A 22,182-nucleotide genomic window follows, 5' to 3' on the forward strand; every position below is an offset into this window, starting at 1 on the left:
CCGGGAATGACAGCTTCAGCGTGCTAGTGGAACAGCTTCAAAGCGTTGGAGAAGGTGATCCATACGCCCCAGAGGATGGGAATGCCGACGGCAAGCCAGGCCAGCGCGGCCGGACCGTTCAGCCCGCCCCGCCCGATTCCCGAGGACCTCGCCTCCTGCGTCCCGCCGCTCTTCTGCAGGGCCGCCACCTCGGCATCGCTCATGAACCAGCGGGAGGCCACCGGCTTGATCATGAGATTGACGACAAAGCCGACGGCCAGCATGCCGGCGAGCACATACATGGTGCGGTCATAGACCTGTGCGCGCGGCACGCCCGCGGCAATCTGGGCGTCACGGATATAGTTGATCACCACCGGTCCGACGATCCCGGCCGTCGACCAGGCCGTCAGCAGCCGGCCATGGATGGCGCCGACGAACTGGGTGCCGAACATGTCGGCGAGATAGGCCGGCACGGTGGCAAAACCGCCGCCATACATCGAGACGATCACGCAGAAAAAGGCCACGAACACCGCCAGCAGCCCGGCATGGGCGGCCCAGGGCGCCGAGGCATAGAGCACGATGCCGAGGCCGAAGAAGGTGGCGTAGGTGAGCTTGCGGCCGAGCTTGTCGGAGAGCGAGGCCCAGAAGAAGCGCCCGAAGATGTTGAACAAGGAGAGCAGGCCGACGAAGCTCGCCGCGATGGTGGCAACCAGCTTGGCCTGCCCTGGATCGAGCGCCCCGAAGGCGATTTCGGGCTTGCCGATCAGCGAGCCGGCGAAGATCTCCTGCAGCATCGGCGAGGCCATGCCGAGCACGCCGATGCCGGCGGAGACGTTGAGGCAGAGCGCGGCCCAGATCAGCCAGAATTGCGGGGTCTTATGGGCATTGGACAGATGCACATGACCCGAGGTGATCATCGCCTTGGTGCTCTCGGGCGGCGTCCACCCTTCCGGGCGCCAACCCGCCGGCGGCACGCGATAGCCGAAGGCGCCCGCCATCATGAAGACGAAGTAGATCACCGCGAGCGTCACGAAAGTCTGCCAGACGCCCACCCCGTCGGCACTCTTGAAATGATTCATCAGGATGTCGGCCAGGGGAGAGCCGATCATCGCGCCGCCACCGAAGCCCATGATCGCCATGCCGGTGGCCATGCCGCGCCTGTCCGGGAACCATTTGACCAAGGTGGAGACGGGGGAGATATAGCCGAGACCGAGGCCGATGCCGCCAATCACGCCCGAACCCAGCCAGATCAGCCAGAGCTGGTGAATATAGACACCGACGGCCGAGATGAGCAGCCCGCCGCACCAGCATAGAGCGGCCACGACGCCCGCCTTGCGCGGCCCGGCCCGTTCCAGCCAGCCGCCCCAGATGGCGGCGGCGGAACCGAGCAGCACGAAGAAGAGCGTATAGGTCAGCGTGAGGTCGGAAACACGCCAGTCGCAGCTGGTGGTGAACAGGGCTCTCCCCAGGCCCGCGAGAGCGCCCCAAAAGCCGGGATCGACCGCGCAGGCTACCGGTTTGCTGATACCGAGCGCCTGTCCGAGAGGCAGCCAGAATACGCTGAAGCCATAGGCCATGCCGATGCACAAATGGATGGCGAGTGCCGCAGGGGGCACGAGCCAGCGATTGAAGCCCGGCCGCGCCACGATACGTTCACGATCCAACAAACCAGGCGACAAGATACCGGCCTCAGCAGAAGCACTGCTATTCATTGGTATTTCCTCAATATTTTCTTCTTAATTTTGCGGATAAAGCGCCACTCTCGCGCGCAAACTTCCACGAAATCGAGGATTACGCAACGCCTTCACCTTGGCTTTACTGAGCTAGATATCCGCCATCCACCGGCAGGGTATGGCCGGTCACCATGGCGGCGCCCGGACTGGCGAGGAAGAGGATGGCCGGCGAGACCTCATGCGGCTCGGCGATCCGGCGCAACGGCGTCATCGCCTCGATCCGCTGCATCAGTTCGGGCTGGGCCAGAAGGGGCGCGATGAAGGGCGTACGGACATAGGTGGGAGCGACGGCGTTCACCCGGATGCAATGCGGGGCCCACTCCACCGCCAGGGCACGGGTGAGATTGACGATGGCGCCCTTGGTGGTCTGGTAGGAGATATTGGGATAGATGCCGCCGCCCGAGAGGGCCATGATCGAGGCGGTGTTGATGATCGCGCCACCCCGCCCGGCTGCGATCATGTGGCGGGCGGCCGTGCGCGCGCACAGGAAGACGCCGGTCATATTGACGGCCACTACCTTGTCCCATGCCTCCAGGCTGAGATCGACGGCAGCGTCCCGGATGGCGAGACCGGCATTGTTGACGAGAATGTCGACATGGCCGTGGCGGGCGACGATCTCCGTAAAACGCGCCGCCACTTCGGCTTCATCGGTCACGTCCATGACGAGGGCCTCGGCAGGCCGGTTCCCAGCGACGCCGGCGAGCACATCGTCTGCCACCGGCGCCCGGTCGAGGATGACGACCTGCGCACCGGCGGCTGCCAGGGCCTGCGCGGCCGCCAGGCCGATACCACTGCCCCCGCCTGTCACCGCGGCAACTCTGCCCTCGAGGCCAAAGAATCCGGAAAGGCTTACTGCGCCGCCACCCTGCTTCGCTTGTTGTTCTTGCACGCCCATGTTCGGTTTCCTCACTTGACGCCATTTTCGGGAAAGGCGCCTGCGCAGTGCCACGACAGCGGTATGGACCGCCCCGGAGCCTGCTTGTTCTTGAGACTGTGGCCGCCTTCCAAGAGGGGCCGATGTCCCGACTCAAAAGTCCGACATAATCATCTCTGGCATCAACCAAGGTTGGAGCAAAGGGTACACTGGGCGAGATGAAACGTTTTGGCGTAAAATGACAGGGTCACCCTCCTGCATGCTGTAGTGCATACGGGGCGACGAGGCGCACATCTACCGATCGACTTTCCTCGACAATGCTTCAGGCGGAAGGCTGGAAAGCAGCGGACTGGCGCAGATGCTCGGTGCAGGCCTCCACGAAGGCCCTCAGCTTGGGTTGGCTGCGGCTGGTTCTGGGGAAATAGATGAAGAGGGCGTCGCCCGCCGGCGAAAACTCTTCCAGGACGGGCTCCAGCAGGCCTTGTTCCAATTCCTTGGCCGATTGCAGGGTCGAGCCATAGAGCAGGCCCATGCCCTGCACAGCCAGAGAGCGCAGCAGGCCGGGATCATTGGCGACGATGGCGCCGGGCGGATCGATACTGAGCGCCTGGCCATCGCGCTCGAACTCCCAGCGATAGATGTCGCCGACATCCGGGCGCCGATAGCGCAGGCATTCGTGTCCGGCGATGTCCTCCAGCACCTGCGGCCGGCCTCGTCGCGCCAGATAGGCCGGCGCCGCCATCACCACCCAGCGGAAGATCGGGGTGACGCGCACCGCGATCATATCCCTGTCGATGAATTCGCCGACACGGATGCCGGCATCAAACCCGCCCTCCACGAGTTCGGCATGGGTCGAATCGACCGTCACATCCACGCGCATCTCCGGCCAGCGCCGGTGAAATTGCGGCAGGACGGGTTCGAGCACATGCACGAGCGCCATGCGATGCACCAGCAGGCGCAGCGTTCCCGACGGCTCCAGCCGTGACTGCACGAGCTCATCGAGCACGCCGACGATGGTCTCGGCGGCCGGCCCGAGCTGGGAGAGCAGGCGCTCGCCATCCTCGGTCAAGGCGATGCTGCGCGTCGTCCGGTGCAGAAGCGGCAGACCGAGCCGCCGCTCCAGCCCCTGCAGCGCCTGGCTGACGGCACCGGCCGTGACTCCGAGTTCGATTGCCGCGGCTCGGAAACTGCCTCGGCGGACAATGGCGAGAAATTCGGTGAGGCCGTCGAAGGGGTCACTGCGTGCCATCGGCGCGTTGTCGGATTAAGAGTGTCATGTCAAAGGCTTACAATGATTTTCGACTTGGGTTGAGAAAATCGCGGCAGACAGGCGCGGCAAGTTTGGTCGATGCCGCTCTTCACCATTATATAGCACAGCTATACAGCCTGTGGAGCAGCCGCCGGCTTTTGATGGCGGGCGTCATGGCCTAATTTCCTCCTGGACGCGAGACGGGATCCCGCGCCTTTCCATGCCGCCTGGACGGCAGGATGCACCTTCATTTCCTGGACATCATCTCATGCGCTACAAGACACTTGGCGGCAGCGGCCTGCTCGTATCGGAATTCTGCCTGGGCACCATGACCTTCGGTGGCGGCAGCGAATTCTGGAATGTGATCGGCACGCTCGATCAGACGGTCGCCGACGGTATCGTTGCCCGCGCCCTCGACGCCGGCGTCAATTTCATCGACACGGCCGACGTCTATTCCGGCGGGCTGTCGGAAGAGATCACGGGGCGGGCCATCGTCAATTCCGGCCGCAAACGCTCCGACATCGTGCTGGCCACCAAGGCGCTCGGCGTGGTCGGGCCGGGACCGAACGATCGGGGCGCCTCCCGCGGCCATATCATGGATGCAGTCAAGGCCAGCCTGAAGCGCCTGGGCACCGACTATATCGATCTCTACCAGATCCACGGCCTCGATCGCTTCACGCCGATCGAGGAAACCATGCGTGCCCTCGACGATCTCGTGCGGCAGGGTCACATTCGCTATGTCGGCATCTCCAATTGGTCGGCCTGGACGATCATGAAGGCCCTGGGCCTCGCCGACCGCCACGGCTGGACGAGACCCTCGACCCTGCAGGCCTATTACACCATCGCGGGCCGCGACCTCGAACGCGAGATCGTGCCGCTGCTCGAAGCCGAGAAGCTCGGGCTGATGGTGTGGAGCCCGCTTGCCGGCGGCCTGCTCTCGGGCAAGATCGACCGCGACGGCAATGGTCCCGACGGCTCGCGCCGGACCAATTTCGATTTCCCGCCCGTCGACAAGGATCGCGCCTTCGCCTGCATCGACGTGATGCGCGGGATCGCGGAAACCCGCGGCGTTTCCGTCGCCCGCATCGCCCTCGCCTTCGTGCTGCACCAGCGCTTCGTGATGTCGGTGATCATCGGCGCCAAAACGGTCGAGCAGCTCGACGACAATCTCGCCGCGGCTGATGTCGTATTGAGCGCGGACGAACTCGCCCGGCTCACCGAAGTCAGCGCCCTGCCGCGCGAATATCCCGGCTGGATGATCGAGCGGCAGAGCGCCACCCGCCTGCCGGCGAGCTGAGCATTAAGGCGGAATAGCGTCATCCCCGGCTGAGCCGCTCGCGAGCGTAGCGGGATAGCTCCTGGATCCCCTTCCCGGGGTCTTCGACTCCGCCGGTGATGACAAAACGCACCTCACGAACGGGTCAGTCATTCCGCTCCTGACTTCAGGATTGCTCCGCTGCGTTCGCAATGACGAAGGAAACGGCATCGCAATTGCCACGACGACTGTAATGCCAGACCCGGGACATTCCGGCCGGACGGGTTGGCCATCGCCCGCCTCTTCGGCCAAGATGGTCCGGCCTTCATCGGAGACAGTCGCTTGGGTACCGTCAGGACTGCCTATTTCATCACCCATGCGGAAGTCGAGATCGATCCCGCCATCCCGGTGCCGCAATGGCGCCTGTCGGCCAAAGGGCGAACTCGGCACGAAGCCTTCAACCGGCAGGACTTCGTGGCGGGCATCGGCAGCGTCTATGCCAGCGACGAGCGCAAGGCTCGGGACGGCGGCGAGATCCTGGCAACCCCTCTCGGCCTCAAGCTGCAGATCGTGCCGGCCCTGCACGAGAACGACCGATCGGCAACCGGCTTCCTGCCGCCACAGGAATTCGAGACGACCGCCGACGCCTTCTTTGCCAATCCCGAGCAGAGCATTCGCGGCTGGGAGCGCGCGGCCGACGCCCAGGCCCGCATCGTCGCGGCCGTCACCGCCATCCTGGACAGGGATGAGGGCGAAGGCGACATCGCCCTTGTCGCCCATGGCGGGGTCGGCGCTCTGCTGCTCTGCCATCTTCTGTCCGTGCCGATCGACCGCCGCTACGACCAGCCGGCCGGCGGCGGCAACTACTTTGCCCTGGACGTGGCGAGCCGGCGCGTGCTGCATGGCTGGAAGCCTATCGACCCCTGATCCGCGGCCCGAGCACCGCAGCCGAAAACAACCATCCATGCGAAACCCATGGCGACATCATTGCCGGCAAGGTTGGGCCAACGCCACCTCTCCCGCACAATCGTTCAAGATCGCCGTCTGGCCGAGGCATAGGATCCCTTTCCTAAGCATCTCTGGACAAGAAACGCGTCATCATGCCTGTCGGCTTCATCGGTCTCGGCGTCATGGGAGAGCCCATGGCGCTCAATCTCGTACGGGCGGCAACGCCGCTGCTGGTCTGGAACCGCTCCCCGGATAAATGCACCGGCCTGCAGGCTGCCGGGGCCGAAGCGGCCGGCAGCCTCGACGAGGTCTTCGCCAAAGCGCGCATCGTGATCCTGATGCTGGCGGACATGGCTGCGATCGATGCGGTGCTCGGCCACGGCACGGCGGATTTCAAAAGCCGTGCCGCCGATCATATCATCGTGCAGATGGGCACGATCTCGCCGGAGGATTCGCGCCGGCTCGACGAGGAGATCCGCGCCGCCGGCGGCCAATATGTCGAGGCCGCGGTTTCCGGCTCGCGCAAGCCGGCCGAAGCCGGGCAGCTCGTGGGCTTGCTGGCGGGTGATGCCGCCGCGCTCGCGGAGATCCGTCCCCTGATCGATGCGATGTGCCATCAGGCTTTCGACTGCGGGACGGTTCCCGGCGCCTTGACCATGAAGCTTGCCGTCAACCTGTTCCTGATCACCATGGTGACGGGACTGGCCGAGGCCGCCCATTTCGCTGAACGGCATGGTCTCGACATGCGGCAATTCCAGGCCATCCTCGATGCCGGCCCGATGGCGAGCCCGGTCTCCCGCATCAAGCTGCAAAAACTGGTCGAGGGCGATTTCGCGGTGCAGGCCTCGATCACCGACGTCCTGAAGAACAACCGACTGGTCGCCGAGGCCGCCCGCCACGCCGGGCTCGCCTCGCCCCTGCTCGATCTCTGCCACGCCCTCTATGGCGAAACGCAGGGTCTCGGCCTGGGCGGTGCCGATATGGCTGCCGTCATCCGCGCCATCGAGGCGCGATCGAGGCACTCAACGAGGTAAAAACGCTCAATTGGCGACCACTTGCCCCAGTCTGTTCCAATCCAGTGACACAGTAGAACTAGGGCTTCGGATGGCTGCCGCCCGATGTGTGATTCAGCGAGGTGCCGCCGCCTAAAGGCGCCGCGCCACCACCGCCTGACGGCGGTGTGCTGCCGCCACCGAGCGGCGACATGTCACCACCGCCAAAAGTGTTGCGCGGCCCGACCACGACGCTGCGCGCCTCGCTGATACGCAGCGGACTCCAGGGCGCAGGTGCAGCCGGCGCGGCCTGCATGCCGGTGAGCTCGGTACCGAAACCCGGGGTGAGACGCACCGTTCCCCCTCTGGTGGCGACGTCGACGACGCCATCCTCGACATAGACGCCGAACTTGCCCCAGCTCGGCCCGGCGAAGAAGCGCGTGCCGCGCGCGGCGATCAGGCCGAAGGGCGTCGTCACGCTGAGTTCGCCTGAGGGACGGTCATGCGGGCGGTCGAACATGATGGCGCCGCGCTCGAGCACCAGCCGGCCGCCACGGTCTATCAGGAACTTGTCGATGCGCACCCTCGTGCGGGCGCCCAGCAGCAGGCGGGTGGCGTCGCCAAGCTGCGCAGACAGTCGCGCCCTCTCGCCGGTCGCCAGGAGATCGTTGAGATAGACGGGATCGCCGACCGAGAGGAGACGGATACGGCCGCGCGCCTGAGCGGTGCTTTCGCCGCTGGCTCCCAGGATCGAGCCCGCCTCCGCGGCCGCCCGAGCCAGGACTCTGTCCGGCCGTATTCCCGCGAGGAGCAGGCCAGCCAGGAGGGAACGGCGGTGGATCGGCATGATGAGGTCTTCCAGACAGGTTGGCGGATCAGCGGCAAACCGGACCCGACACCGCCAAGCCGGCGGCTTCCTCCCTGCCGCGACGATCCGTTTCGACGAATGTCCGCAGACGATGGTACCGCTCTATTCTTGATGCGCAGTCTTCTTCCGGTACCGGCCGCAAAGTAAGTTCCTCGCGTTCCTTGTTTGCGGCCAGTCATTCATCCTAGCTGAAACCCTTTCGTCTACAAGCCCCTCTCGCTCATGCAGAAGTTCTAGACTTCTACTCCAGAAGTGGCAGATTTGGTCAAGCCTGCACCTCGGCGACCCCCATCATTCCCAGTTGCTCATGTTCCAGGATGTGGCAGTGATACATGCGCGGACCCGGCAGGTCCTGCCGCACCAGCAAACGCACGGTTTCGCCGCGCGCCACATTGACCGTATCCTTCCAGGCGCGATAAGGCGCCTTGCTCACGCGGCCGTCCCGCTCGGTTTCCGCCACCTGGAACTGCGTGCCGTGAAGATGGAAAGGGTGATCCATGTCGGCACGATTGACGACCTCCCACAATTCGGTCTGCCCCGCCTTGGTGACGACGTCGACACGGTTCATGTCGAAGGAGGTACCATTGATGAGGAAGGCCATCTTCATGCCGCCCTCCCCCATCGACATGGTCTCGGTGAACTCGAAGCGCCGCCTGACGGCGGGCGAACCGAGATCGGCGATGCTGCGCAACCTTGCCGGCAGAGCCGGTGCCGGCTCGGCCTTGTCCGCCGTCACCTCGACGGTCATCAGTTCGGCAGCCATATCGGGGCGTCCGGGCCCCATCCAGCCGTGATCGACGTCCTCCGTCCTGAGCACCAGCCGCCCCGGCCTGTCGAAGGCGACGACGATCTCGGCCCGTTCGCCGGGAGCGAGATCGATCGTCCGGCGCCCGGTGACCGGTGCTTCCAGAAGGCCGCCATCGCTGCCTATCAGCGTCATGGCCGCTTCACCGAAAGTCAGATGCAGGAAACGGGCATTGCTGGCGTTGAACAGGCGAAAGCGTCGCCGGCTGCCGGCTGGCAGCGTCAGGGTGGGCTTCTTCTGGCCGTTGACCAGGACATGGTCGCCGACCCGCCCATTCATCAGGTCCGCCATGGTGTTGGCCGGGATCAAGCCGTCCGCCGCCAGCCGCAGATCGGTGAAGAACAGCGGCGTATCGCCATAGGCGGCCGGGATCGGATCCTGCCGGGGCTTGACGATGAAGGCGCCGGCGAGACCGAGATAAACCTGCTCGGCCGTGCGGCCATGAGGATGGGGATGATACCAGTAGCTGCCGGCGCTGCCTTCCGGCAGCTCGAAGGCATAGAGCCGTTCGCCGCCGGACAACACCGGGTCCATGGGATTGCCGTCCTGGTCCGCCGGCACCGGCATGCCATGCCAGTGGATGGTGGTCTCCCAGCGGAAAAGGCGATTGGCGAAACGGATGGCGACCTTGTCGCCCTCGGTCACTTCGATCAGAGGGCCGGGTGCCTCGCCATTATAGGCGAGGATGGGCGTATCGATCCCCTCGGCAAAACGCACGATGGCAGGCTTGGCCGTGAGTTCGGCCTCGAAACGCCCGGGCTCGTCGGCGCGGTTGGCGAGGCGGGGCAGGTCGCGCAGCGGCGCCCCTTCGGGCAGCGTGGGCAACGCTTCGGGAGCCGCCGTCTTGCCGTCCTCGCCGGACATGCCCGGCATGTCATGCATGCCGTGCTTGGAATGATCCTGCATCTGTGCCGCGGCCGGCCCTGAAATCACCAGGGCGGCAACGCCCGAGAGCAGAAATTCGCGTCTGTTCATATCCATGGTCCTCACTCAGAGCTGGCGCGTGCGCAGCCGCAACGCATTGGCGATCACGCTGACGGAAGAGAGCGCCATGGCGGCCGCCGCGAAGATGGGCGACAGCAGAATGCCGAAGAGGGGGTAGAGCACGCCGGCCGCGACGGGCACGCCAGCCGCGTTGTAGACGAAGGCGAGGAAGAGATTCTGGCGGATATTGGCCATGGTGGCCTGCGACAACCGTCTTGCCCTGACGATCCCCATGAGATCGCCCTTGACCAGGGTGACGCCGGCGCTCTCGATCGCCACATCGGTGCCCGCGCCCATGGCGATGCCGACATCGGCCGCGGCCAGGGCCGGCGCATCGTTGACGCCGTCGCCCGCCATGGCCACGACCTTGCCTTCGCGCTTGAAGGCCTCGACCAGCGCGCTCTTGCGTTCGGGCAGGACCTCGGCCTCGACCGTATCGATGCCGAGACGGCGGGCGATGGCCTCGGCCGTGACCCTGTTATCCCCGGTCACCATCACGACGTGGATGCCCTCCTGGCGCAGGGCGGCCAGAGCAGCCGGCGTGGTTTGCTTGACCGGATCGGCAATGGCGAGCAGGCCGGCCAGGCGGCCCTCGACGGCAGCGAGGATCACGGTTGCCCCGTCCTCGCGCAGTTGATCGGCCTCGGCAGCCAGGGCGACCGCAACGCCCTCCTGCGCCATGAAGGCCGCATTGCCCAGGAGAACGAGCCGGCCCTCGACCGAGCCCCGCGCGCCCTTGCCGGTGGGAGAGTCGAAATCGGCGACAGGAGACAAGGCAAGCCCCTTCGCCTCTGCGGCCGCGACCACCGCCCGGGCCAGAGGATGTTCGGAGGCGCGCTCCACACTGGCGGCCAGCCGAAGCAACTCGTCCTCGCCAAAACCTTCGGCGGGCCGTATGGCGATGAGACTCGGGCGTCCTTCGGTAAGCGTGCCGGTCTTGTCGACCACCAGGGTATCGACTTTCTCCAGCCGCTCCAGTGCCTCGGCATTCCGGACGAGCACGCCGAGGCCGGCGCCCTTGCCGACGCCGACCATGATCGACATCGGCGTCGCCAGGCCGAGAGCACAGGGACAGGCGATGATCAGCACGGTTACCGCCGCGACTAGCCCATAGGCAAAGCGAGGCTCCGGCCCGAACACTGCCCAGGCGATGAAGGCCGCCGCCGCGACCAGGATGACCAGCGGCACGAACCAGCCGGCGACCTGGTCGGCCAGGCGCTGGATCGGGGCACGCGAACGCTGCGCCTGCGACACCATCTGCACGATCTGGGCCAGCATGGTGTCACCTTCGACCTTGTCGGCCCGGATCACCAGGGCGCCGGTCTGGTTGAGCGTGCCGCCGATGACGCTGTCGCCCGCGGCCTTGCTCACCGGCATGGATTCGCCGGTTACCAACGCCTCGTCGAGCGAGGAGCGCCCCTCGAGCACGCTGCCGTCCACCGGCACCTTCTCGCCGGGACGGATGCGCAGGCGGTCCCCCACCGCCACCTTGTCGAGCGTAATCTCCTCCTCCGAGCCGTCCTCCCTTACCCGTGTCGCCGTCTTCGGGGCGAGGTTGAGCAAGGCGCGGATCGCTCCCGACGTATGTTCGCGGGCCCTGAGTTCGAGCACCTGACCGAGCAGCACCAGCACGGTGATCACCGCGGCTGCCTCGAAATAAACGGCCACGCTGCCGTCATCGCCACGGAAGGCCTCGGGGAACAGGCCAGGGGCGAGCACCGCCACCAGGCTGTAGACCCAGGCGATACCGGTGCCCATGGCAATCAGCGTGAACATGTTGAGGCTGCGGCGCAGCACCGACTGCCAGCCGCGGACGAAGAAGGGCCAGCCGCCCCACAACACCACGATGCTGGCGAGGACGAGTTGGATCCAGGCCGATTGGGCCGGCGGCACCAGATGATGCAGCGCGGGAACCAGGTGGGCTCCCATTTCCAGGACGAGGATAGGCAGGCTCAGCGCCAGGCTGACCCAGAAGCGGCGCGTCATATCAGCGAGTTCGGGATTGGGACCCGCTTCGGCCGTGATCTGCAGGGGCTCGAGCGCCATGCCGCAAATCGGGCAGAAACCCGGTCCCCCCCGCCGGATCTCGGGATGCATCGGGCAGGTGTAGATCGTGCCGGCGGGCGCGGCGGCGAGGGGCTCGGCTTTGCCGAGATAACGTCCCGGCTCCGCCTCGAATTTCGACTTGCAGCCGGCCGAGCAGAAATAATAGGGCCGCCCCTCATGCCGGAGCGAATGCCTGGCGGCCGCCGGATCGACCTCCATGCCGCAGACGGGATCCTTCACGCCGGAATGTGCCCCGGCATGATCGTGGTGATGGTGGTGAGGGTCGTTCATCAGCCCGTCCCATGCTTCTCGGATTATTCCCGCTGGACTCCCAGCCTTCCGAGAAGGGCGTAGGGCTTGACACCGTGGGAAGGTCAAGGGGGTGTTAGGAAGGCTGGCAATTTGTTTTGGCTTCGGGGTGATACGCCTCGATCAGCCCACCGCCCGCACATGCATCGGCTGCAGTTCGTCGAGGCGGCTCACGCCCAGCATGGCCATGTTGCGCGCGATCTCCGCCTGCAGGAGACCAAAGGCGTGGCGGATACCGCGCTCCCCGCCGACGGCGGCGGCGAATAGGAACGGGCGGCCGACGAAGACGAAGTCGGCCCCGAGCGCCAGCGCCTTGAGAACGTCCGTCCCCCGACGAAAGCCGCCATCGATCAGCACGGCCATCCCGCCGGCCGCCGAAACGGCCTCGCGCAGGACCGACATGGGGGCGATCGCCGTGTCGAGCTGGCGCCCGCCATGGTTGGAGATCCAGACGCCATCGACACCCCTCTCGCGCGCGATCGTGACATCCTCGGGGGCTAGAATGCCCTTCACCACCAGCCTGCCGGGCCACAACTGCCGAATAAGATCGAGATGGCTCCAGTCAAGGCCGTCACGGGCGCCGATATCCCGCACCGCATTGCGGGACAGCAGGGTCGGTCCGCGAAAGGCATCCATGTTCTCGAAACGCGGCATGCCGCTGGCCAGAGTGCGCGCGAAGGTGCCCAGTGACCAGGACGGATGGGTGATGCCGTCCCAGAACAATCTCAGGCTTGGCTTCAAGGGTGCCGAAAAGCCGGTGCGGGCATTGTTCTCGCGATTGGCGGCCACCGGCACGTCGGCGGTAAGCACCAGCGTCTCGTAGCCTGCAGCCGCCACGCGCGCCACCATGCGCCTGATGCGTTCGGGCTCGCCCGGCAGATAGGTCTGGAACCAGCAGGCCTTTCCCTCTTCCGCCAGCCTTTCCAAGGGCATCAGCGAGGTGGCGCTGGCCACCATCAGGGCGCCCTCGACCGCCGCGGCTTTGGCAAGAGCCAGATCCCCTTCGAAGGTGGCGAGGCCCGACAGCCCCATGGGCGCTATGCCGACCGGCAGAGAATAGGCATGGCCGAACAGGGCATGGCGTGTCGAGCGAGCCCTGGTATCGACGAGGACACGCGGCACCAGCCCCAGGGCGGCCAGCGCCCGGCTGTTGCCGGCATGCGCGGCATTCGTCTCGGCGGCACCGGCATAATAGCCATAGATCTGGCGCGGCAGATGCCGGCGGGCGACCGGCTCGAAATCCTCGAGCGCCAGGAAGCGCCGCAGGGACCGCGGCACATTGGCTTCAATGCGGCGGGCGGTGATCACGGTTCGGGAATGCGAATTGTCGGGCACTCTTGCTGTCTTCTCCGGCCTGGATCGTTTTCGCCTCGCCCCTCTATCCCTTGGCGCAAGCAGAGCCGTTTCGTCAATCAAGCGTACCGTTCACCATGCAGGTATACCGTACAGTGAGTGTACAGACCGGCCATTCAGGTGAATCGTCCCTGCCATCGATAGAGTTCTCTCGAAAAGCGGGAATGAAGCGGCACCGGCGCGAACGCGATCGCCCTCTTCCTGGAGCAATACGCGATAGGAGGTGGAATGGCCCTGTCCGATCCAATCAACGTCAGGCCGGCCGACAGTCGCCAGACGCTGCTCATCCTGTCCGCCGCCGTCGTCCTGAGCGCGGCCATGGGCATCCGGCAGACCTTCGGCCTCTTCGTCGAGCCCTTCTCGCTCGACCGGGGCCTTCCCGTCACCCTGATCGCCTTTGCCATCGCCATTCACAACCTGGTCTGGGGCGTGGCGCAGCCCTTTGCGGGAGCCGCGGCCGACCGCTATGGCTCGGCACCCGTGGTGGCATTCGGCACCGCCATGTTCGCGCTGGGCCTCGGCATTGCCGCCATGGCGCCATCGGGCCTCATGCTGGTCCTCGGTCTCGGCATCCTGGTCGGCATCGGCATCAGCTGCACGGCCTTCGGTGTCGTGCTGACCGCGGTCGGCCGCGGGACCTCGCCCGAAAAGCGCAGCATGGCCATGGGCATCGCCAGTGCCGGCGGTTCGTTCGGACAGGTCGCGATGGTTCCCCTGGCCCAGATCGTCTCGGAACATTCGGGCCTCTCCACCGCCCTCGTCGTGCTGGCGCTGGTGATGCTCGCAGCCGCCCCTTTCGGCCTGTTCCTGGACGGGCGGTCGCGACAGGGTACAGCCGGGACGGAGGAGGCTGCCCTGCCGCTGAGGGCGGCGCTCGAACAGGCACTCGGTCATCGCGGCTACTGCCTTCTCACGCTCGGCTTCTTCACCTGCGGCTTCCAGCTCGCCTTCATCGCCACCCATCTGCCGGGCTATCTTTCGCTCTGTCACATGCCTTCGGGCACCGGGGCGAAGGCCCTCGCCCTGATCGGCCTGTTCAACATGGCGGGAAGCTGGGCCTGCGGCTGGCTGGGCGGGCGCTACCGGCAGCAGCATGTGCTCGGCTGGCTCTATCTGATCCGGGGCGTCGCCATCGCCGCATTCTTCATGGCACCCAAGTCGGACGCGTCTGTCACCCTCTTCGCCGCCGTGATGGGCCTGACCTGGCTCGGCACGGTTCCCCTGACCAGCGGTCTCGTCGCCAAGGTCTTCGGCTTGCGCCATCTCGGCACCCTGTTCGGCATCTGCTTCCTCAGCCACCAGATCGGATCTTTCCTGGGGGCCTGGCTCGGCGGCCTGACCTTCGACCTCACCGGCTCCTACACGCTGGTCTGGTGGGCGACCGCCCTTGCCAGCCTGATGGCGGCAGCGCTGCATTTTCCGATCAACGATACGCCGCAGGTCGCGGTGGCCTCGGGACGAGTGTGAAAGCTTCCCTGGGACCGCCGGCATCCTGCCGGCCTCTTCCAATCCAGCGAGCGTGGGCAATCAAGAGCCGCAAAGATGCCGGCGGTCCCAGGAAATCTTTTCAATCCCGGGCGAAATGGGCCCGTTCGGCCCGGACACGCAGGGTGATGTGATCGGCGACGGCGGCGACGCGGCGGGTATTATGCGTGTCCGGATGGGAGACCAGCCAATAGCTGCGGGTGAAGCGCGTGCCCGGCAGGCGGGTGAGCTCGGGATATTGCCGGGCGGCATAGTCGTGCAGGATGCCGATGCCATGGCCGGCCCTGACAGCCTCCATCTGGGCGACCACGCTGCCGCATTCGAAGCGCCGGCGCATCAGCCGGCCCAGCGTCTCGGCATAATCGAGCGCCCGGCTGTAGACGAGGTCGTCGACATGGGTGACGAAAAGATGCCCGGCAAGGTCCTCCTCCCTGTCGATGGGAGCGGCTGCCTCAAGATAGCTTCTGGAGGCATAGACGCTCAGCGTATAGTCGGTCAGCTTCTTGACCATCAGCCGCCCCTGCACCGGACGGTCGAGCGTCACCACGATGTCGGCCTCCCGGCGGGAGAGCGAGAAGGTTCGCGGCAGCGGCACCAGCTGCACCACCAGTTCGGGATGACGGGCCGCCAGGGCGCCCAGTTCATGGGAGAGGAAGTAGTTGCCCAGGCCGTCCGGCGCGCCGACACGCACCGTGCCGCTGATCTCCGCCGTGGTGCCGGAGACCCGGGCGCCGACGCGCAGGAATTCGGATTCGGCCTTCTCCGCCGCGACGAGCAGGGCCTCCCCGGCAGCCGTCAATGTGCAGCCCTGGGTCTGACGCTCGACCAGCCGCGTCCCGAACGTTTCCTCCAGCGCCGTGAGCTGGCGGCCGACGGTGGCATGATTGAGCCCGAGCTGGCGCGCCGCACCGAGCAGCTGTCCGTTGCGCGCCACCGCCAGGAAGATGCGGATGTGGTCCCAGTTCATGGGGGCTCTCGCCAGATTGGATGTGCGACGCCTTCGGATGCCCGTGCGCCCGGATCGACTTTAATTTTCGCACATCGGAAGTGCAATCTCTCTCATTGCTGTGCGAACGGATCAACTGCATAGATCGCGCCGAACGCCGCCCCACCGGAAGGCGAAGGACAGGAGGAAGAGGATGACGCGCGAGATCTCTCATTTCATCGGCGGCAAGCCGGTCGCAGGCCGCAGCGGCCGCAAGGCGGCGGTCTACAATCCCGCCACCGGCGAAGCCGCGGCCGAAGTCGCCCTCGCCTCCATCGCCGAAGTGCGCGAGGCCTCTGCTGCCGCCAAGGCCGCCGCTCCCGGCTGGGCCGCCACCACCCCGCTGCGCCGCGCCCGCATCCTCAACAAGTTCCTGCACATCCTGGAAGAACGTACCGACGAGCTCGCCGCCGTGATTACGGCCGAGCATGGCAAGGTGCTGTCAGACGCCAAGGGCGAGATCCAGCGCGGCATGGAAGTGGTGGAGTTCGCCACCTCCGCGCCCCAGCTCCTCAAGGGCGAGGTGACGGAGAATGTCGGCACCCGCGTCGACAGCCATTCCCTGCGCCAGCCGCTCGGTGTCGTCGCCGGCATCACGCCGTTCAATTTTCCCGCCATGGTGCCGATGTGGATGTTCCCGGTGGCGCTGGCCTGCGGCAACTGCTTCATCCTCAAGCCCTCGGAGCGCGATCCGTCCGCTTCACTGCTGCTCGCGCAGTGGCTCAAGGAAGCCGGCCTGCCGGACGGCGTCTTCAACGTCGTGCAGGGCGACAAGGAAGCTGTCGACGCCATCCTTACCGATCTCGACATTTCGGCTGTCAGCTTCGTCGGTTCCACGCCGATCGCCCGCTACATCTACGAGACCGCCTCGCAGAACGGCAAGCGCTGCCAGGCGCTGGGCGGCGCCAAGAACCACATGATCATCATGCCCGACGCCGACATGGACCAGGCCGTCGACGCCCTGATGGGCGCGGCCTACGGCTCGGCCGGCGAGCGCTGCATGGCGATCTCGGTGGCCGTGCCGATCGGCGAAGCCACCGCCGAGGCGCTGCTCGCCAAGCTGGAACCCCGGGTGCGGGCCCTCAAGATCGGCCCCGGCACCGATCCGGAAGCCGAGATGGGTCCGCTCGTCACCAAGCAGCATTTCGACAAGGTGCGCGGCTATATCGATACCGGCGTCGCCGAAGGCGCCAGGCTGGTGGTGGACGGGCGCGGCTTCACCATGCAGGGCTATGAGAACGGCTATTATCTCGGCGGCACGCTGTTCGATGGCGTCACCACCGACATGACGATCTACAAGGAAGAGATCTTCGGCCCGGTGCTGTCGGTGGCGCGCGCTCCCGACTATGCCACCGCTGCCCGCATGATCAACGAGCATGAATTCGGCAACGGCACTGCGATCTTCACGCGCGACGGCGATGCCGCCCGCGAGTTCGCCCATCAGATCCAGGTTGGCATGGTCGGCATCAACGTGCCGATCCCGGTGCCGATGGCATTCCACTCCTTCGGCGGCTGGAAGGCCTCCTTGTTCGGCGACCACCACATGCATGGCCCCGAGGGCGTGCGCTTCTACACCAAGCTCAAGACCATCACGAGCCGCTGGCCCACCGGCATCCGCGCCGGCGCCGATTTCGTGATGCCCACGATGAAGTAAATGTCATCCCGCGCGCGGTGCAGCATGCAATGCTGCGCCGCAGACGCGGGACCGCGCTCAGAATAAGCCCCACTCCGCCTGCGATCCCGGATCTGCGCTGCACCACTGCGTGCTGCAGCGCGTCCGGGATGACTGTTCCTTACGGCCTGTGCACCGTCTTCACCTCGAGGAAATCCTCCAGGCCGAAAATGCCGCCTTCTCGGCCATTGCCGGACTGCTTGTACCCGCCGAAGGGGCTGCCATAGCGGTGCGGCCCGCCATTGATGTGCACCATGCCGGCACGCAGGCGTCCCGCCACCCGCTCGGCCCTGGCGTCGTCGCCTGTCTGCAGATAGGCGGCGAGACCGTAATTGGTGTCGTTGGCGAGCTCGATCGCCTGCTCCTCGGTGTCGAAGGGAATGATCGATAGCACGGGGCCGAAGATCTCCTCGCGGGCGATGCGCATGTTGGGATCGACATCGGCGAAGATGGTCGGCTTGACGAAATAGCCCTTCTCATAGCCCTCCGGCTTGCCGGGGCCGCCCACCAGCACGCGCGCGCCCTCGGCGACGCCGGCCTCGATCAGGGCCTGCACGCGCCCGAACTGAATGTCGCTGACCAGCGGGCCGATATGCTCGCCTTCCTGCTTGGGATCGCCGACGGCCTGGGTCTCGCCTGTGCGCTGGGCGATCTCGACCACCTTGTCATAAACCGAGCGCTGCACCAGCATGCGGGTCGGCGCATCGCAGGACTGGCCGGAATTGTTGAAGCATTCCAGCACGCTGCCGGCAACGCGATCCTCGAGGTCGGCATCCTCGAAGATGATGTTGGGCGACTTGCCGCCGAGTTCGAGCGTGACGCGCTTGACGGTATCGGCTGCATCCTTGCTGACGGCGATGCCGGCCCGGGTCGAGCCGGTGAACGACATCATGTCGATGTCCTTGTGCTTGGAAAGAGCGGCGCCGACCGAGGGGCCGTCGCCATTCACCAGGTTGAACACGCCGGCGGGAAAGCCGGCCTCCTCGACCATCTCGGCATAGAGCAGCGCATTGAGGGGCGTGAACTCGCTCGGCTTGAGCACGCAGGTGCTGCCAGTGGCGAGCACGGGCACCACCTTGAGCGCGATCTGGTTGATCGGCCAGTTCCAGGGCGTGATCAGGCCGCAGACGCCGATGGGCTCGCGCAGCACCACGTCGCCATTGGGCAGGGTCTCACGATTCTTGAGATGGCGCAGCGCATCGATGAAGCCCTGCAGATGGCCGACGCCCACATCGGCCTGCTGGGCCCGGCTCATCGAAATCGGCGCACCGAGCTCGAGCGTGATGGTCTGCGCCATCTCCTCATAGCGGCGCTTATAAACTTCGAGCAGCTTTTCGAGCAGTGCCAGGCGCTCCTCGACGCTGGTCCGCGAATAGGTGGCGAAGGCCTTCTTGGCGGCAGCGACAGCCTTGTCGACATCGGCGGGCGTGCCCATGGAGATCACGGCGACCGGCTGCTCGGTCGCCGGATCCAGCACCTGGAGATCGTTGGGAACGACGGGATCGACCCACTTGCCGTCGATGAAGAACTTGCGCTTGTCGAGCATCGCTCACTCCCTGATTGCGGAGACGGTCTCCCGCCCCTCGTGAATATGTCGGACTTACACTGCCCCAGCGCACCGATCCACCGGAACAGCCATCATGTCGCAGGTGGAGGCATACCCACGCGCAAGCCGGCATGGGATTGGAGTGTCAATCTTCAGATTGACATGCGTCTTCCCGGCAAGACCCACTTCCAAGAATGTCAATCTGAAGATTGACACTCCATGTTTCGCGCCGCGGGTCTAAAGACCCGCCCCCCGTTAAAGCCCCAACCTGTCGCGCAGGCCATACCACCAGGCCCCGAGCACGGTCAGTGGCACCCGAAAGGTCTTGCCGCCCGGGAAGGGGTAATAGGGCAGGCTGCTCCAGACATCGAAACGTTCGGCCTGGCCGGCGACAGCCTCGCCCAGGATCTTGCCGAGGAGATGGGTGGTGGTGACGCCATGGCCGCTGTCCCCATGCGAGAAATAGATCGAGGGCGACAGTCGCCCGACATGCGGAATGCGCGTCAGGGTCAGGGCGAAATTACCGCTCCAGGCATAGTCGAGGCGGATATTGGCGAGCTGCGGAAAGGTCTTGGCCAGGCTGGGCCGGATCTTGGCTTCGATGCTGGCGGGATCGCCGCCGCCATAGACGATGCCGCCGCCGAAGAGCAGGCGGTTGTCGGCCGTACGGCGGTAATAGTCGAGAATGTAATTCATGTCCTCGACGCAGTAATTGGCCGGCAGCAGGTCACGGATCACAGCCTCGTCCAGCGGCTCGGTTGCGACCACCTGGCTGGAGACCGGCATCATCTTGCCGCCGATCTCCGGAAGGAGATTGCCGAGATAGGCATTGCCGCAGACCAGCAGGTAGTTGCAGGTCACCGCCCCGTGCTGGGTGTGTACCACCGGCCTGACCCCCTGCTCGACCGACAGCACCGGCGAGCGCTCGAAGATCCGTCCGCCATGCTTTTCCACGGCCGCCGCTTCGCCCAGTACCAGGCTGAGCGGATGGATATGGCCGCCCTTGCGGTCGACCAGCCCGCCGACATAACGATCCGACTTGACGATGCCAGGCAGGCCCGCCTTGTCGACCCGCTCGAGGCCGCCATGGCCGTGGCGCTCCCAGATGCGCTGCTGGTGGTCGAGTTCGCGCAGCTGCTTGTCGGTGAAGGCGGCGAAGAAGCCGCCGGGTACGAGGTCGCAATCGATGCCATATTGGGCGATGCGGCTGCGGATGATGTCGGCGCCCTCCCCGGCCATGGCGCCGAGTGCCTTGGCAGCCTTCGCGCCATAGCGCTTTTCGATCACGTCGAGGTCGCGGCTATAGCCGTTGACGATCTGGCCGCCATTGCGCCCGGACGCGCCGAAGCCGATGCGCATGGCCTCAAGCACAACCACGCTATAGCCGCGCTCGGCCAGTTCCAGCGCGGCGGAGATGCCGGTGAAGCCGGCGCCGATGACGCAGATATCGGCGCTCAGATGCTCGTTGAGGACAGGACGTTCGAAGCCACCCTTGGCGGTCGCGGCATAGTAGGACGGCGCGTGGCCGGCGCTGGACGACGGCGCGTGGCCGGCGCTGGACGACGGCGCATGGATGGTGGCGAACTCGACGGTGGACATGGCGGGCAGACCTCACGGACCGGCCGTCGCGTATCGGGGGCAGCGGCCGGTGTCGATGGAGTGAAAGAGAGCTCAGACGATTTCGAGATAGGCGGCGAATTCGTAATCGGTGACCTGTTCGGCGAAACCGGCGATCTCCTGGCGCTTGCAGGCGATCAGCATGGAGCGCAGCACCGGGTCGAAGATCTCGGCGGCGATCTCGCCGGCCTCGAAGGCATCGACCGCCTGTCCCCATTCGGACGGGATCTTGGCCGACGCGCTCGGCAGATGGGCGCGCCCCATGATGGGCTCGGGCGGCGTCCATTGCTTGCGGATGCCGATCAGGGCTGCGCCCAGAATGGCCGCGACCACCAGATAGGGGTTGGCATCCGCCCCGGCGACCCGATGCTCGATGCGGCGCGCGGCCGGGTTGCCGCCGGGAATGCGGACGGCTGCGGTACGATTCTCATAGCCCCAGGCGATCGTGGTCGGGGCGTGGGTATCCGGCCGCAGGCGGCGATAGGAATTGAAGTGCGGCGCGAACAAAAGCGTGGTCTCGGCCATGCCGCGCAGCAGACCGGCCACGGCATGGCGCAGGATCGGCGAGCCTTCCTTGCTACCGTCGTTGAAGACGTTGCGACCCTCGGCGTCGAGCAGGCTGAAATGCACATGCATGCCATTGCCGGAACGGGTTCCGTAAGGCTTGGCCATGAAGGTGGCGGCGAGGCCATGCTTGCGCGCGACACCCTTGACGATGCGCTTGAAGAACACCGCATCATCGGCAGCCTTGAGGGGATCGTCGCTGTGCAGGAGGTTGATCTCGAACTGGCCGATGCCGTTCTCGGCGATCGCCGCATCGGCTGCCACGTTCTGGCGCTCGCATTCGGCATAGACGTCCGAGATGAACTCACCGAAATCGTTGAGTTCGTCGATGGAGAGAATGGCGTCCGAGTCGAGCCGCTTGCCGGTATAGGGCGAGATCGGCGGCACCGCGCTGTCCGGCTCCGGATCGATCAGATAGAACTCCATCTCCGTCGCCACCACAGGCCGTAAGCCGAGCTTTTGGTATTCGCGCACCACGGCGGCAAGCGCCTGGCGCGGATCGGCGAGGAAGGGCTCGCCGCTCTCCAGAAAAAGCCAGAGCGGCACCAGAGCGCTCGGCCGCGAGGTCCAGTTCACCGGCAGGATGCCGCGCCCGGTCGCCCCGCAGATGCCGTCCATGTCGCCCGAGGCGAACACATGCTCGCTGTCGATGATGTCCTCGCCCCAGACGTCGACGCCCACGATCGACAGGGGCATGCGGATGCCGCCGCCCAGCACCTTCTCGGCCTGGCTGACCGGCACGCGCTTGCCGCGCATGATGCCGTTGAGGTCGCAGACCACGGCCTGGATGCTCTCGATCGGGCTATCTTCCTTCAGCAAAGCTGCCAGGGTGTCCCGATCGATGCTGTCGGCCGTCATCATGTGCGCTCCATTTTGTGATCACATTATTGAGTATGTGACATCATATCCGACTGGAAT

General features: G+C 65.7%; 16 protein-coding genes. 5 read left to right on the plus strand and 11 right to left on the minus strand.

Going from position 1 to position 22,182, the window contains the following annotated elements; all coding sequences use genetic code 11:
• Positions 1-23: 23 nt before the first annotated feature.
• From C5L14_RS13350 to C5L14_RS13360, 3 genes are all read right to left on the minus strand, one after another.
• Positions 24-1,691 (minus strand): OFA family MFS transporter, encoded by a 1,668-nt coding sequence (locus tag C5L14_RS13350; RefSeq protein WP_105862510.1) that lies wholly within the window; start codon positions 1,689-1,691, stop codon positions 24-26.
• Positions 1,692-1,794: 103 nt separating this feature from the next.
• Positions 1,795-2,607, minus strand: coding sequence for an SDR family NAD(P)-dependent oxidoreductase (locus C5L14_RS13355; protein ID WP_105862511.1), 813 nt, complete (start codon positions 2,605-2,607; stop codon positions 1,795-1,797).
• A gap of 301 nt (positions 2,608-2,908) precedes the next feature.
• Complete coding sequence (locus C5L14_RS13360) at positions 2,909-3,835, minus strand: LysR family transcriptional regulator (protein WP_105862512.1); 927 nt, start codon at positions 3,833-3,835, stop codon at positions 2,909-2,911.
• Between the two features lie 268 nt (positions 3,836-4,103).
• On the opposite strand from C5L14_RS13360, the gene C5L14_RS13365 reads away from it, so the two are divergent.
• From C5L14_RS13365 to C5L14_RS13375, 3 genes are all read left to right on the plus strand, one after another.
• Positions 4,104-5,132: an aldo/keto reductase gene (locus C5L14_RS13365; protein ID WP_105862513.1), complete on the plus strand. Its 1,029-nt coding sequence runs from the start codon at positions 4,104-4,106 to the stop codon at positions 5,130-5,132.
• Between the two features lie 300 nt (positions 5,133-5,432).
• On the plus strand, positions 5,433-6,017 hold the full coding sequence (locus C5L14_RS13370; RefSeq protein WP_105862615.1) for a histidine phosphatase family protein: 585 nt from the start codon (positions 5,433-5,435) through the stop codon (positions 6,015-6,017).
• 173 nt (positions 6,018-6,190) lie between these two features.
• Positions 6,191-7,072, plus strand: coding sequence for an NAD(P)-dependent oxidoreductase (locus tag C5L14_RS13375; RefSeq protein ID WP_105862514.1), 882 nt, complete (start codon positions 6,191-6,193; stop codon positions 7,070-7,072).
• Between the two features lie 58 nt (positions 7,073-7,130).
• On the opposite strand, the gene C5L14_RS13380 is transcribed toward C5L14_RS13375, so the two are convergent.
• From C5L14_RS13380 to C5L14_RS13395, 4 genes are all read right to left on the minus strand, one after another.
• A complete protein-coding gene (locus tag C5L14_RS13380) occupies positions 7,131-7,877 on the minus strand; it encodes a FecR family protein (RefSeq protein ID WP_105862515.1) in 747 nt (248 codons plus the stop codon).
• Positions 7,878-8,163: 286 nt separating this feature from the next.
• Positions 8,164-9,678 (minus strand): multicopper oxidase family protein, encoded by a 1,515-nt coding sequence (locus C5L14_RS13385; protein WP_105862616.1) that lies wholly within the window; start codon positions 9,676-9,678, stop codon positions 8,164-8,166.
• Between the two features lie 15 nt (positions 9,679-9,693).
• Positions 9,694-12,024, minus strand: a complete 2,331-nt coding sequence (locus tag C5L14_RS13390; protein ID WP_105862516.1) for a heavy metal translocating P-type ATPase — start codon at positions 12,022-12,024, stop codon at positions 9,694-9,696.
• A 141-nt stretch (positions 12,025-12,165) separates the two neighbouring features.
• Positions 12,166-13,377 (minus strand): alpha-hydroxy acid oxidase, encoded by a 1,212-nt coding sequence (locus C5L14_RS13395; RefSeq protein WP_245443378.1) that lies wholly within the window; start codon positions 13,375-13,377, stop codon positions 12,166-12,168.
• Between the two features lie 246 nt (positions 13,378-13,623).
• Between C5L14_RS13395 and C5L14_RS13400 the strand changes: the two genes are divergently transcribed.
• The gene (locus C5L14_RS13400; RefSeq protein ID WP_105862517.1) at positions 13,624-14,862 is read left to right on the plus strand and encodes an MFS transporter; all 1,239 of its coding nucleotides are present in this window, start codon (positions 13,624-13,626) and stop codon (positions 14,860-14,862) included.
• Positions 14,863-14,962: 100 nt separating this feature from the next.
• Here the strand turns inward: C5L14_RS13400 and C5L14_RS13405 are convergent, their stop codons facing one another.
• Positions 14,963-15,847 carry a LysR family transcriptional regulator gene (locus C5L14_RS13405; RefSeq protein WP_105862518.1) on the minus strand — a complete coding sequence of 295 codons (885 nt, stop codon included), beginning with the start codon at positions 15,845-15,847 and terminating at the stop codon, positions 14,963-14,965.
• A gap of 172 nt (positions 15,848-16,019) precedes the next feature.
• Here C5L14_RS13405 and C5L14_RS13410 point away from each other — a divergent pair, with 172 nt between their 5' ends.
• Complete coding sequence (locus tag C5L14_RS13410) at positions 16,020-17,519, plus strand: CoA-acylating methylmalonate-semialdehyde dehydrogenase (protein ID WP_105862519.1); 1,500 nt, start codon at positions 16,020-16,022, stop codon at positions 17,517-17,519.
• 139 nt (positions 17,520-17,658) lie between these two features.
• On the opposite strand, the gene C5L14_RS13415 is transcribed toward C5L14_RS13410, so the two are convergent.
• From C5L14_RS13415 to C5L14_RS13425, 3 genes are all read right to left on the minus strand, one after another.
• Complete coding sequence (locus tag C5L14_RS13415; RefSeq protein WP_105862520.1) at positions 17,659-19,083, minus strand: aldehyde dehydrogenase family protein; 1,425 nt, start codon at positions 19,081-19,083, stop codon at positions 17,659-17,661.
• 255 nt (positions 19,084-19,338) lie between these two features.
• Positions 19,339-20,682 (minus strand): NAD(P)/FAD-dependent oxidoreductase, encoded by a 1,344-nt coding sequence (locus tag C5L14_RS13420; protein WP_105862521.1) that lies wholly within the window; start codon positions 20,680-20,682, stop codon positions 19,339-19,341.
• Between the two features lie 72 nt (positions 20,683-20,754).
• Positions 20,755-22,122: a glutamine synthetase family protein gene (locus C5L14_RS13425; RefSeq protein WP_105862618.1), complete on the minus strand. Its 1,368-nt coding sequence runs from the start codon at positions 22,120-22,122 to the stop codon at positions 20,755-20,757.
• Positions 22,123-22,182: the final 60 nt, after the last annotated feature.

The sequence above is a fragment of the Labrys okinawensis genome (assembly GCF_002982075.1).
Classification (GTDB): domain Bacteria; phylum Pseudomonadota; class Alphaproteobacteria; order Rhizobiales; family Labraceae; genus Labrys; species Labrys okinawensis_A.

Coding starts and splice junctions, on each gene's coding strand:
- C5L14_RS13415 (WP_105862520.1), bottom strand. CDS start 19,083: ATGCTCGACAAGCGCAAGTTCTTCATCGACGGCAAGTGGGTCGATCCC.
- C5L14_RS13405 (WP_105862518.1), bottom strand. CDS start 15,847: ATGAACTGGGACCACATCCGCATCTTCCTGGCGGTGGCGCGCAACGGA.
- C5L14_RS13355 (WP_105862511.1), bottom strand. CDS start 2,607: ATGGGCGTGCAAGAACAACAAGCGAAGCAGGGTGGCGGCGCAGTAAGC.
- C5L14_RS13410 (WP_105862519.1), top strand. CDS start 16,020: ATGACGCGCGAGATCTCTCATTTCATCGGCGGCAAGCCGGTCGCAGGC.
- C5L14_RS13380 (WP_105862515.1), bottom strand. CDS start 7,877: ATGCCGATCCACCGCCGTTCCCTCCTGGCTGGCCTGCTCCTCGCGGGA.
- C5L14_RS13360 (WP_105862512.1), bottom strand. CDS start 3,835: ATGGCACGCAGTGACCCCTTCGACGGCCTCACCGAATTTCTCGCCATT.
- C5L14_RS13390 (WP_105862516.1), bottom strand. CDS start 12,024: ATGAACGACCCTCACCACCATCACCACGATCATGCCGGGGCACATTCC.
- C5L14_RS13365 (WP_105862513.1), top strand. CDS start 4,104: ATGCGCTACAAGACACTTGGCGGCAGCGGCCTGCTCGTATCGGAATTC.
- C5L14_RS13400 (WP_105862517.1), top strand. CDS start 13,624: ATGGCCCTGTCCGATCCAATCAACGTCAGGCCGGCCGACAGTCGCCAG.
- C5L14_RS13425 (WP_105862618.1), bottom strand. CDS start 22,122: ATGACGGCCGACAGCATCGATCGGGACACCCTGGCAGCTTTGCTGAAG.
- C5L14_RS13420 (WP_105862521.1), bottom strand. CDS start 20,682: ATGTCCACCGTCGAGTTCGCCACCATCCATGCGCCGTCGTCCAGCGCC.
- C5L14_RS13375 (WP_105862514.1), top strand. CDS start 6,191: ATGCCTGTCGGCTTCATCGGTCTCGGCGTCATGGGAGAGCCCATGGCG.
- C5L14_RS13350 (WP_105862510.1), bottom strand. CDS start 1,691: ATGAATAGCAGTGCTTCTGCTGAGGCCGGTATCTTGTCGCCTGGTTTG.
- C5L14_RS13385 (WP_105862616.1), bottom strand. CDS start 9,678: ATGAACAGACGCGAATTTCTGCTCTCGGGCGTTGCCGCCCTGGTGATT.